Origin of the sequence: Rhabdonatronobacter sediminivivens (assembly GCF_013415485.1) — a bacterium.
GTDB classification, from domain to species: Bacteria; Pseudomonadota; Alphaproteobacteria; order Rhodobacterales; family Rhodobacteraceae; genus Rhabdonatronobacter; species Rhabdonatronobacter sediminivivens.
This window is the reverse complement of sequence record NZ_JACBXS010000011.1, coordinates 37,192-48,329: the sequence shown is the minus strand read 5'-3', so window position 1 is coordinate 48,329 and position 11,138 is coordinate 37,192. Positions and strand designations below refer to the sequence as shown.

Sequence of the window (11,138 nt, the reverse complement as noted above, 5' to 3'; positions counted from 1 at the left end):
GCGTGACGCGGGTGCTTGTCATCCTGTGGCTGGTGTTGGCGGCACTGCCGGCCAGCCTTGCCCCGGCAAGGGCCGCGGCGCCGGACACCAACGGCCCCGTATTGCATGTGTTCTGGAGCCTGACCTGCCCGGTCTGCATCCGCCAGAAGCCCTGGATTGACGGGCTGGAAGAACGCTTTCCGGGCCTGCGCGTCGAATTGATGGAGCTTTCAGGCTCGGACCGCTACCACACGCGCTTTGACACGATGGCCGCCGAGCGCGGCATCCGGGCTGAATTCGTGCCCACGCTGATGCTGGGCAAACGGGCCTGGGTCGGTGACACGCCCAGGCTGCGCGCCGAGATCGAAGCGGCGGTCGAGGCCGCGCTTTCAGGCACCGAAACCGCCACCGACAGCGCCCTGCGCCTGCCGGTCCTGGGCCCGGTGGACCCAAGCGCGGCCCCGCTGGCCGGGGTCACGGTGCTGATCGCCTTTGTGGATGGCTTCAACCCCTGTTCGCTCTGGGTGCTGACCCTCCTTCTGGGCATGGTCATCGCCTCGGGGTCGCGCAGGCGGGTGGCGGTGGTGGGGGTCAGCTTCCTGCTGACCACGGCGCTGATCTATGGTGCCTTCATCGCCGGGCTGTTCAGCGTCATGGCCTGGGCCTTTGCGCTGCCCTGGGTGCGCTGGGCGGTGGCGCTGTTTGCGCTGGGCTTCGGGCTGGTCAGCATCAAGGATTACCTCTGGTACGGGCGCGGGATCAGCTTCTCCATCCCTGAAGGGCAGAAACCCGGTATCTATGCGCGTATCCGCCGCCTGCGGCAGGAGGACCTTGGCACACCTGCGCTGATGGCGGCAACGGTCGCCATGGCGGCGGGGATTGCGCTGGTGGAACTGCCCTGCACGGCAGGGTTTCCGGTGGTCTGGTCCGGCATCCTGGCCGAGCGCGGCGTGACCACGGGGGCCGGGTTCTGGGGCCTGCTGGCGCTCTATGTGCTGATCTATCTGGGGGTCGAGTTGATGATCTTTGCCCTGGCCATCACCGGCATGAGCCTGGGCCGCATGGGCGAACGCCATGGCCGCGCGCTCAAGCTGATTGGCGGGGTGGTCATGGTGGCGCTGGCCGGAGCGCTGGCGCTGCGGCCAGAGTTGATGGAAGACCTGGGCGCATCGATGATGCTGTTCGGGGCAGCCCTGGGCATCGCAGCATTGGTCCTGCTTGGCGAGGCCCGCCGCCGGGCGTGACCTGCCCGGGCAGCGACAGCGCAGGCACCGCGCCCCCCGGAACCGCGCCCCAAATGATCAGCCGCGATCCGGCGCCCACTGCCCGTCAGGATCCAGCAGCGGATGGCGCGCCACAACTGCGGTCACGGCCTGCGCTGCGGCGGCCTGATCCTCGGGGTAATAGGCCAGCGGGTCCGACAGATCGAGCGGCGCGCCCAGGAAGCCCAGCGCCGTGGCATAGGCGCAAAAGCCCGTGTAGGCGGGGTTATATCCCCCTTCCTGCACAACGAGCATGCCGCGCAGGTCCAGGTCCGCGGACAGCGCTGCCATTTGCGCGGCAAGGGCATGGAACCCCGCCATGCTGACAAGCTGGCGCCCATTCGGGTCGAACTGGCTGGCATCCTGACCGTTTGACACGATGATCAGATCCGGCGCAAAACGCCGCAGCGCGGGCAGGACCACGCGGTGCATGAGGGCGATCATCGCCGCATCGCCCGATCCGAAGGGCAGCGGCAGGTTCAGGTTGTAGCCCCGGCCCGGGCCGGTGCCGATCTCGGCCACCTCGCCGGTCTGGGGGTGGGTTTCGGGGGACCAGGCGCCGTGGTTCATGTGGAGTGACACCGTCAGCACATCCGCACGGTCGTAGAACACGGCCTGGGTGCCATTGCCGTGGTGGACATCCCAATCCACGATTGCCACGCGCGCGCAGCCTGCATCGCGCGCGCGTTCAGCCGCCATCGCCGCGCCGTTCAAGAAGCAATAGCCATCGGCCACATCCGGGCCTGCATGGTGGCCGGGCGGGCGGACCACCGCATAGGCCATGCCGGTCTGCCCCCCCAGAATGGCATCCAGCGCGGCCAGCACCGTGCCCGCCCCCGCACGCACCACGCGCAGACCCCCGGCGGGCAGGCAGGTGGTGGCGGTGAACCAGTGCCCCTTGGCATCGGCAGCGTGCAAGGCGTCCAGATAGGCGGCTGTGTGCACGCGCAGGATCTCGGCATCGGTGGCATGGCGCCCCTCATGCCAGCGGAACCGATGGGCCGAAGGGCCACGCTCCAGCACCGAGCGGATGTTGGCGATGCGTTCGGGGCCTTCGGCAAAGGGCACCTGATGGGCCAGAAGCGGCGAGGCCGGCTTTTCGAACAGCCCGTCAGGGACGCGGGCGCCCAGCACATCGGGGTGAAAGAAGACATCCAGAGCGGGGTCGGTCATCGGCATGTGTCCTGCTTTGCGGTCCATGGGGCGCGCGCCCGCCTCAGACGGCGACCAGCCCGCGCGGCAGGGTGGACAGAACCTCCAGCCCGGTTTCGGTCACCAGCAGCGTTTCGATATAGGCCGCCCCGGTGCCGCCGGCCCAGCCCTCGGTATCGTCGAACTGGCCTTCGAAGTTGAACACCATGCCCGGCTTCAATTCGCAATCGGGTGAGCCATAGCGCGGGCCCACCCATATCTCGCCCACCCAGTCGGGCGGCATGGCGATGCCCAACGCATAGCCGCCGACCACCCAGACCTTGTCGCGCAGGCCCTGGGCATCGGTCCATTCGTTGCCGATGCGATGGACCTCGGACAGGCGCATTCCGGGATGGAACGCCTCGGTGATGCGGTCGATGGTTGCGGCGGCGCGGTCCATCAGATCGAACCAGCGGGGATCAACCTCGCCCAGCGCGAAGGTGCGGTTGAGGTTCACATGATAGCGGTGCAATGCGGCGCAGAAGTCGATGAACACCAGTTCGTTGTTGCCCAGCGGCCGGTGCTGGGCGGGGCTGTGGTGGGTGCCCGCGCGCGGACCTGATCCGATCATGCAGCGGATGCCCGGATCGCCGCCGCCATCGGCCATCATCGAGCCCATGATGATCCCTTGCAATTCGGTTTCCAGCAGCCCCGGCACCAGCGCCTCGCGGGCGCGGATCATGGCGGTGTCGGCGATGCGGGCAGCGCCTCGGATATGGGCGATCTCGGCGGGGGACTTGTAAAGGCGGATCAGCTCGATCACCCCCGAGGCATCGGCGGGCACCAGACCCTTCGCCTGCAGCGCGGCCTTCAGGGTATCCATGGTCCGGGCATGGGGCGAATATCCCCAGGGCTGCAGCCCCAGTTGCGCACCGGCGGTCAGTTCCGCCTGCGCCGCGGCGGCGATGATCGCAGCATTGCCATCGGGCACGGTCCCGTCCAGCCAGACCACCCCGTCCAGCCCCGGTGTCAGTTCCACCATGGTGCGGTGCATGGGCGTGTCAAAGAACACCAGCCGCGCATCCGGCGCCGTGATCAGGCAGCCGGTCAGGCAGCGCAGGTGGAACCAGATCATGTCATAGCCGGTCAGATAGCAGATATCCGCCGGGTTGGTGACGAACATCCCGTCCAGGCCCTGCCCGGCCAGCGCTTCGGCGACCTTGCGGCGGCGCATGGCGTATTCTTCCGGCGGGAAGGGTTGGGGCCAGTCCACGCGCGCGGGTTGTCTGGTCATGGGGCGGCCTTTCCGGTTGTGCTGTGGATCCGGCCGACGGTAGCGCCGCGCGGAAGCGTTGAAAAGACGGATTTTTGCCAGCGATCCACCGGCCGCTTGCGTGGCTGCTATGCGTCTGGTGCCCGGGCGAAGGCGTCGATATCCGCCGCGGCTTCAGCGGTAGCAAGGGCCAGCAACTGCGCGCCATGTTCGGGGCGGGCAAGTTCGGACCAGGCCCCGACCCTGCCGCAGGGAAAGCGGGCGCGGTGTTCGCCGGGCGGGCCGTGGCGGTCGCCTGCATGCCGGGCGCGGAACGCCGCGTCCAGGGCCTCGGGCGCGGGCAGGGGGGCGCGGTCCACGCGGCGATGCAGGGCCTGGGTGATGGAGATTTCCGACGGGGTGGCGTGCATCCCCTCCCAGTCGCCATAAAGCGCCTGCCGCAAGGCATTGGTCTGCGGGTAGTCCCACCAGGAGCGTATCCGCAGCGTCAGGGGCGCATCGGCGGCCAGCGCCCGCAGCGGCGCCAGATTGGCGCCATGGCCGTTGAGCACATAGAGCTTGCGAAACCCATGTGCGGCCAGCGCGGCCGTGATCTCGGACAGCAGGGCCGAGAACGTGGCCTCGGAAACCGATATCGTGCCCGCAAACCCCATGTTGAACGGCGCCGGCGTGTAGGCCAGCGGCGCCAGCACCACGGCCCCCGCCCGGTCCGCCGCCTGTTCGGCAACCGCCGTGGCACAGAGCGTATCGGTGCCGATCAACCCTATGGGCCCGTGCTGTTCGGTGGACCCCACGGGCAGGACCGCATCACTGCGCCGGGCCAGATAGCTGTCCACCTCTTCCCAGGTCATGTGGTCCAGCCTCATGTCGGCGCCCCCCGCGCTGCAGCCCAGCCCGCCAGGGCCGTCCGATAGGCGCGCAGATGGTCTGCGCATTCTGGCAGATCATCCCCCGCCAGGGTCGGCCAGCGCATGGCAAGATCCAGCGCCAGCGCGCGGTTGAGGGTTTCCAGCACCGCCGCCACGGCCCAGAACCCGCAATCGGGCAGGCCCGGGGACTGGCCGGACAGATAAGGCCCTGGCCCCACAATCGCGGCAAATCTGTCCATCTGGCCGGACAGGGTTGCGCGGGTCGCCTCCGGCACTGCGCCGTCACTGCCAACGAAGGGAAACAGCGCCCGTACCGCAGGTTCCAGCCGGGTGTCGATGAACCGCGACAGCGCGCGCGCCCGTGCCCGCGCCTGCGGCCCCCCGGGCAGCAGCAACGGCCCGGCGCCGATCTCGTCCAGATATTCGATGATCGCATCGGATTCGGCCAGCACGGCCCCGTCATGGACCAGCGCAGGCACCGTTCCCTGCGCCACGATCGCCCGATAGGGGGCGCTGCCATACCCCCCGGGTGGTTCGACCTCGCGCCATTGCAGCCCCTTGAGCGCCAGCGCCAGCCGCAGCTTGCAACTGTAGACGCTGACCGGCGTGGCATAGACACGAAACTCAGTCCCGGCCATGCACGCCCGTCCCCATCCGCCGCTCCATCACCCGCACCCCCCACGAGACCAGCAGGATCAGCGCAAGGTATTCCAGCACCAGAAAGCTGTAGATCTCCAGCGGGCGGAATTCGGTCAGGGTCAGTTCATTGGCCCTGCGGGTGAGTTCCTGAAACCCGATCACCGACACCAGCGATGACATCTTCAGCACATAGACATACTGGTTGCCCAGCGCCGGCAGCACCGCACGCACCACCTGCGGCAGGATCACCAGCCGCATGGTATGCCGGGCCGACAGGCCAAGGCTGCGCGCGGCCTCGCCCTGGCCCTTCTTCACCGACTGCAACCCGGCGCGCCAGATTTCCGCGGTAAAGGCGCTGTCCGAAATCGCCAGACAGATCAGGCCGGTGACAAAGACGCTGAACTGCACCCCGGTCAGGATCGGCAACCCGTAATAGACCCACAGGATCATCACCAGCAACGGGATGGAGCGGAAGAATTCCACATAGACCCGGCTGGCATAGAACAGCGAACGCCGACTGCCGGTGCCCATCAGCGCCACCAGCAGCCCGATGCTCAGCGAGATCAACATCGCCAGTGTGGAGATCGAGACCGTTGCCCAGAACCCCAGCAGCATGAAATACAGGTTGGACTGTCCGCGCGGGTCCCAGGGCGACAGGATATACCAGGCGAAGGTGTAGCCGCCGCCGGTCGCGCCGCAACCGGCGAGCACAAGCGCAGAGGCCACCAGAAGCACCGGCAGATGCCAGCGCTTGCGGGCCGAAACGGGGCGGGTTGTCATGCCGCGCTCAGGTCTGGCCCAGCCATTTGCGGTCCAGTTCGGCAAAGAACCCCTCGATCCGTTTCAGCGACACCCAGGTGTTGATGAAATTCAGCCAGATCGGATCATCCTGCGCCACCACATAGGCAAAGGGGCGGCGGTTGCGCATTTCGGACCCTGGCACCAGGATGCTCAGTTCCTCGAAGCGCTGGACCAGGGTTCCGGCCTCGACATTCGAGGTGATGGTCACATCGGCACGCCGGGCCAGCACCTCCTGAAACCCGGTGGCGGGGGTCTGCACGGCCTGGATGGTGGCATTGGGGAAATGCGCGCGGGCCTGTTCCTCGAAAACGGTGCCCATGGACACCGCCACGGTGGTTCCTTCGGTGTTGATCTCTTCCCAGGTGCCGAAACGCTCGGCATTGGCGGCAAGCGACAGCGGCACGGTCCCGGCTTCGGTATAGGGCACCGAAAACGCCGCGACCCGCGCGCGGGCCACATTGACCGACGCCCCCGAGAAGATGTCATACCGGTCTGCCGAAATCCCGGCGGTGATGGTGGCCCATTCGGCGGCGACCCATTCCACCTGCACATCCAGGTCGGCGGCAAGCTGCAGCATCGCCTCGATGTCATATCCGGCGCGGTCGTTGCTGCCGGTATCGCGGAAGGACATGGGGTTGAAATCGCCGGTGGTGCCGACGCGCAACCGTCCGCTTTCCAGCACCCGCGCCAGCCGTGATCCGGTGGTCTGCGCCTGCGCCTTCTGCGTCCCGGCCAACAGCGCGCCGCCGGTTCCCAGCGCCGCGGCAACGAAAAGATCCCTTCTGAGCATTTTGGTCATCCCTGTTCTGGTGGTCGTTTCTTCTGTGGTCTGGCGGCTGGACGGTGGCTCTGGTTCATGCCACCAACGCTTGTCGGCATCGGGTCAACGGCCCCTGGTCGATCATGGCATCAAGATCACACCCGCGGTCCAGAAATCCATGGGCAAGAAGATGATCCTGCTTGCGGCGCAACAGCGCAATCCGCTCGGGCGCCAGCGATACATCAACCTGGTCGAAAAGTCGCGCTGAATAGCCCTGCTCCAGCAGCGCCTCGGGCAGGCCGGTGTCATTGGCAAAGATGCGCCGTGCGTCGCCAACATGGCCGCGCACCCAGTCCGGCGCCCGCAGCAGTTGTGCCATCCAGCGGTCCACCAGATCCGGCCGCTCTGCCAGCAGCGGGGCCGAGACCGTCAGCACGATGGGATGGCCGAAACCTGCTTCGCTGTCATCCTCATGGCCGCGCAGCCGCAGCACCGGCACCGCGCCGGTGGTGGCGCACAGGATCGCGGCAAGCGCGGCGTCGGAATAGATGACATCCACCTCGCCCTTGTAAAGCGCGGCAACCTCCTCGCGCTGGACCGCAAACTGGCTGCGGCTGCCCCAGAGCGAGGCCCGCGTTTCCGGCCCGGCGGTGGCATCGTCGAAATAGGCGCGGTCGATCTCTATCGGGACCACGGTGATGTCATCGCGCGTCAGGCCTGACACGGCCAGCAGATGCTCTATCCCCGCCAGAACCGTCGCGCGCCACCAATCGGTCCGGTCCTGCCTGCGGATCGGCAGACCGATGCGCGCGCCCCGCAGCGCTTGCGGCGCGCAGGGTGCCGCAGCGGCCAGCGGATGGTCCGGAAGCGCATGGAACCCCGCAACCCGGTCATGCCAGTTCAGCCCGATGATCCGCAGATCAACGCCGCGCGCCATGGCCTGCAACGGGGGCACATAGCCGCCGAACCGGAAAAGCGCGGGGTGGTCATGGCTGTAATGGGCCAGCCGCGTGTCCGGGTCCGGCGATTCCGAGATCGAGCGCACGGCAATCCCGTCGGGGGCGAAAGCCTCTTCCAGCCAGCCCTGGCGGATCGCCACCGAAGCGGCGGTGGGGGCAGGGCAACGCGTGTACCAGAGCGTATGTGTCACGAAATCTGAATCCCGGCTGCATGTCTGGCCCAGCGTTGCGCAGGGTGCAGGCGGGTGCAAGCAGGGGTTGGTAATGCCTGCAATCAGTCTGGCTTATCGCTGGCGGCGGCGCTGGCTTCGGCGAACACCCAGTCATGAAAGGCGCGGATCGCCGGGCGTTCCAGCGCGGGTTCGGGGCAGACAAACCAGAAGGCATAATCCGACGGGACCGGAGCCTGCGCGAAGGGGCGCACCAGCAGGCCATCGGCCAGCGCATCCATGACCAAGGCATCCCGCCCAAGCGCCACGCCCAACCCTTCGATGGCGGCCTGCACCACCATGTTCGACTGTCCGAAACGGCGCATCCGTGCCGGGCGCGGCAGGGTCACCCCTGATTGCGCGGCCCAGAATTCCCAGTTGGGCAGACGCCCGCCCACGGGTTTCAACTCATCCACCAGCAGCGTATGGCGGGCCAGATCGGCGGGGCTGTGCAGGGCCGGGCCATCCCTGAGCAGCGCCGGCGCGCAGACCGGTGTCAAGCTTTCGCCCAGCAGCCTGCGCACATGCAGCCCGGGATACCGCCCCATCCCGTAGCGGATCGCCAGATCGGCCTCGCCGCCTGCGAAGCTGACCGGGCGCGGATCGGTCGAGATCGACACCGAAATCCCGGGGTGCAACTGGTCAAAGCGGATCAGACGCGGAAACAGCCAGTTGATCGCAAACCCCGGCAGGCATGAGACCGCCAGCGTCACCCCGCCGGTGCCCCGGCTGCGCAGGTCATGGCAGATCTCGCCGATCCGGCCCAGCCCCTCGGCCACCGCCTGCGCCAGGCGCTCGCCCTCATCCGTGGGGTGCGAGGCGCGTGCCCCCCGGATCAGAAGCCGCTGCCCGGTCCAGTCCTCAAGCAGGCGCACATGCTGCGAAACCGCACTTTGCGACATGCCCAACTCGTCGGCGGCCCGGCTGAACCCCTTCAGCCGCACCACCGCTTCAAAGGCCCGTAGCGCGGCATAGGGCAAGGTCGTCAGCATGCGTGCGATATAAGCCTTACTTAAGGGGTGGATTAGACCTCGCATATTGCGCCGCGCCGCGCAACGGCATGGACTGGGCAGGGGCATCTGCCGGGGGCATTTGGGGCAAGAATGATCACGCAACAGGCATCAGGGCTGGAGCAGGGTGTGGCAAACCTGATGTTCGGCTGCGCGGGCGCGCAGAGCGGCGCAAGCCTGCTGATTCTGGCCGAAGACCCGGCGCTGGACCATTACGCCGCCGATCTGGCCCCGGCCGTGGCCGAAACCGCCCGCACGCTGGGTTTCGATACCCGCTGCCGTGAAATCAGCTTTTCGCCCGAACCCGGCGATCTGCCAGCCGATGTCTGCGCGGATATGCAAACAGCCGATCACATCCTTTATCTGGCGCGGTTCGGGGATCAGATGCGCTTTCGCCCGCTGCCGCATGCGGCACGCTCGATCGTCAGCCACGCCATGACCCGGGCCGCGCTTGCAGGCCCGTTCGGTACCATTCCGCATGCCGCCATGCTGGCGCTGAAGGCCGCGATCAACGCCGCCATGCAGACCGCGCGCGACATCCGTGTCACCTGCCCGCTGGGCACCGACCTGCGCGGGCGTGTCGAAAGCGCACCCGCGCCGCTGGCCGATGTCAATGTCCTGCGCTTTCCCATGGCCGTTTTCGCGCCGCTGCCGATGGCGGGGTTTTCCGGGCGAATCGCCCTGGCGCGGTTCCTGGTGGGCACCGGGTCGATCTACTATGACCCCTTCCTGCTGCCCTTTGACGGCATCGTCATGGTCACCCTGGAGGGCACCCGCGCCACCCGCTACGATGGACCGCCCGAAGCGGTGGCCGCCGTCCGCGCGCATGTGGGCGATATTGCGGGGCGCTTCGGGCTGGATGGTAATTTCGTGCATTCCTGGCATGTGGGCATCCATCCCGGTTGCGCCTATGAAGGGCGCATCCAGGACAACCCCGGGCGCTGGACAAGCTCTGCCTTTGGCAATCCGCGGCTTCTGCATGTGCATACCTGCGGCGCCTATGCCCCGGGCGAAATCTGCTGGAACCTGCTGGACCCCACGGTCACGCTGGATGGCGTGGCCCTGTGGCAGGATGGCAGGCTGCACCCCGAACGTATCTGCGGGGGCCAGAGCGTGCTGGACGGTTGCCCCGAACTGGCGGCATTGTTCGACGCGCCCGCAACGGCCGTTGGCATCGATTGACTATGGAGGATCCGAATGTTCCTGAAAAACGCCTGGTATGTCGCCGCATGGGACCACGAGATCGGCCGCGCCCTGACGCCGGTGCGGATACTGGACCAGCCCATCGTGCTTTACCGCACCGAAGCGGGGGCGGTGGCGGCACTTGAAGATGCCTGCCCGCACCGCAAGCTGCCGCTGTCCATGGGGCGGCTGAAGGGCGATCAGGTGGAATGCGGCTATCACGGGCTGACATTCGATGCCGCGGGCACCTGCACCCGCGTGCCCGGCGCCGAACGCATCCCGCACCGCGCCTGCGTGCGGTCCTATCCGGTGGCCGAACGCTACGGGCTGGTCTGGGTCTGGACGGGCGACCCTGCGCATGCCGATGAAGGGGCGATCTTCGATATCCCGGAATGGGGCAACCCGGACTGGGGCGTGAACCGTGGCGACGCAATGACGCTGGAGTGCAATTATCTCTACATGACCGACAACCTGCTGGACCCCAGCCATGTGGCCTGGGTGCACCAGAGCAGCTTTGGCGGGGCGGGCACCGACGAAACCCCGCTCAACACCGATGTGCACGACAAGGGCGTGACGGTCTGGCGCTGGATGATGGACACGCCGCCCGCGCCATTCTACGCGCAGTTTCTCAGCTTTGCGGGCAATTGTGACCGCAAGCAGCATTACGAGGTCCACTGGCCCAGCCATGCCATCATCAAGGCAATATTCACCCCCGCCGGCACCGGCGGCGAGGACCGCCCGCTGCATCCGCAGGCGTTTGTCATGGACAGCTACAATTTCATGACCCCTGTCAGCGCGACCGAAACCCGCTACTACTGGTTCCAGATGCGCAACTTCGCCCCGCACGATGCGGATGTCTCTGCCCGTTTTGCCAAATCCGTGCGCGGCGCATTCGAAGAGGACCGCGTGATCCTGAACGCCGTTCAGAAGGGCATGGATGCCATGCAGACCCCGAACCTGGACCTGGCCATCGACCTTGGCCCGCTGCGGTTCCGCAATCGGCTGCGCAAGATGATCGAGGCCGAAACCGAAACCGGCACCGCTGAGCCCGCGCGGGCCTGACC

Annotated in this window: 11 protein-coding genes; 3 read left to right on the top strand and 8 right to left on the bottom strand. The window is 67.2% G+C overall.

Annotation, left to right across the window (positions count from 1 at the left end):
• The first annotated feature begins 2 nt into the window (after positions 1-2).
• Positions 3-1,223 carry a hypothetical protein gene (locus tag HUK65_RS07210; protein WP_235441818.1) on the top strand — a complete coding sequence of 407 codons (1,221 nt, stop codon included), beginning with the start codon at positions 3-5 and terminating at the stop codon, positions 1,221-1,223.
• Positions 1,224-1,280: 57 nt separating this feature from the next.
• On the opposite strand, the gene HUK65_RS07205 is transcribed toward HUK65_RS07210, so the two are convergent.
• The 8 genes from HUK65_RS07205 to HUK65_RS07170 form a co-directional block, all read right to left on the bottom strand.
• Entirely contained in the window at positions 1,281-2,414 is a 1,134-nt protein-coding gene (locus HUK65_RS07205) for an arginase family protein (RefSeq protein WP_179905480.1), read from the bottom strand.
• 43 nt (positions 2,415-2,457) lie between these two features.
• Positions 2,458-3,666 (bottom strand): M24 family metallopeptidase, encoded by a 1,209-nt coding sequence (locus tag HUK65_RS07200; protein ID WP_179905479.1) that lies wholly within the window; start codon positions 3,664-3,666, stop codon positions 2,458-2,460.
• 107 nt (positions 3,667-3,773) lie between these two features.
• On the bottom strand, positions 3,774-4,496 hold the full coding sequence (locus tag HUK65_RS07195) for a creatininase family protein (RefSeq protein WP_235441817.1): 723 nt from the start codon (positions 4,494-4,496) through the stop codon (positions 3,774-3,776).
• Positions 4,497-4,507: 11 nt separating this feature from the next.
• Positions 4,508-5,152 (bottom strand): glutathione S-transferase family protein, encoded by a 645-nt coding sequence (locus HUK65_RS07190; protein ID WP_179905477.1) that lies wholly within the window; start codon positions 5,150-5,152, stop codon positions 4,508-4,510.
• A complete protein-coding gene (locus HUK65_RS07185; protein ID WP_179905476.1) occupies positions 5,139-5,933 on the bottom strand; it encodes an amino acid ABC transporter permease in 795 nt (264 codons plus the stop codon). The genes HUK65_RS07190 and HUK65_RS07185 overlap by 14 nt, the downstream gene beginning before the upstream one ends.
• A 7-nt stretch (positions 5,934-5,940) precedes the next feature.
• Positions 5,941-6,744, bottom strand: coding sequence for a transporter substrate-binding domain-containing protein (locus tag HUK65_RS07180; RefSeq protein ID WP_179905475.1), 804 nt, complete (start codon positions 6,742-6,744; stop codon positions 5,941-5,943).
• Positions 6,745-6,808: 64 nt separating this feature from the next.
• Positions 6,809-7,864, bottom strand: coding sequence for an ABC transporter substrate-binding protein (locus HUK65_RS07175; protein WP_179905474.1), 1,056 nt, complete (start codon positions 7,862-7,864; stop codon positions 6,809-6,811).
• Between the two features lie 83 nt (positions 7,865-7,947).
• Positions 7,948-8,874, bottom strand: coding sequence for a LysR substrate-binding domain-containing protein (locus HUK65_RS07170; RefSeq protein ID WP_179905473.1), 927 nt, complete (start codon positions 8,872-8,874; stop codon positions 7,948-7,950).
• Positions 8,875-8,985: 111 nt separating this feature from the next.
• Between HUK65_RS07170 and HUK65_RS07165 the strand changes: the two genes are divergently transcribed.
• Both HUK65_RS07165 and HUK65_RS07160 read left to right on the top strand, forming a co-directional pair.
• A complete protein-coding gene (locus HUK65_RS07165) occupies positions 8,986-10,074 on the top strand; it encodes a hypothetical protein (protein WP_179905472.1) in 1,089 nt (362 codons plus the stop codon).
• Between the two features lie 15 nt (positions 10,075-10,089).
• Positions 10,090-11,136, top strand: coding sequence for an aromatic ring-hydroxylating dioxygenase subunit alpha (locus HUK65_RS07160; protein WP_179905471.1), 1,047 nt, complete (start codon positions 10,090-10,092; stop codon positions 11,134-11,136).
• The last annotated feature ends 2 nt before the right edge of the window (positions 11,137-11,138 follow it).

What these genes read in the sequence shown, in the direction of transcription:
- HUK65_RS07205 (WP_179905480.1), bottom strand. Translation starts at nt 2,414, where the DNA reads ATGACCGACCCCGCTCTGGATGTCTTCTTTCACCCCGATGTGCTGGGC.
- HUK65_RS07200 (WP_179905479.1), bottom strand. Translation starts at nt 3,666, where the DNA reads ATGACCAGACAACCCGCGCGCGTGGACTGGCCCCAACCCTTCCCGCCG.
- HUK65_RS07195 (WP_235441817.1), bottom strand. Translation starts at nt 4,496, where the DNA reads ATGACCTGGGAAGAGGTGGACAGCTATCTGGCCCGGCGCAGTGATGCG.
- HUK65_RS07190 (WP_179905477.1), bottom strand. Translation starts at nt 5,152, where the DNA reads ATGGCCGGGACTGAGTTTCGTGTCTATGCCACGCCGGTCAGCGTCTAC.
- HUK65_RS07185 (WP_179905476.1), bottom strand. Translation starts at nt 5,933, where the DNA reads ATGACAACCCGCCCCGTTTCGGCCCGCAAGCGCTGGCATCTGCCGGTG.
- HUK65_RS07180 (WP_179905475.1), bottom strand. Translation starts at nt 6,744, where the DNA reads ATGCTCAGAAGGGATCTTTTCGTTGCCGCGGCGCTGGGAACCGGCGGC.
- HUK65_RS07170 (WP_179905473.1), bottom strand. Translation starts at nt 8,874, where the DNA reads ATGCTGACGACCTTGCCCTATGCCGCGCTACGGGCCTTTGAAGCGGTG.
- HUK65_RS07165 (WP_179905472.1), top strand. Translation starts at nt 8,986, where the DNA reads ATGATCACGCAACAGGCATCAGGGCTGGAGCAGGGTGTGGCAAACCTG.
- HUK65_RS07160 (WP_179905471.1), top strand. Translation starts at nt 10,090, where the DNA reads ATGTTCCTGAAAAACGCCTGGTATGTCGCCGCATGGGACCACGAGATC.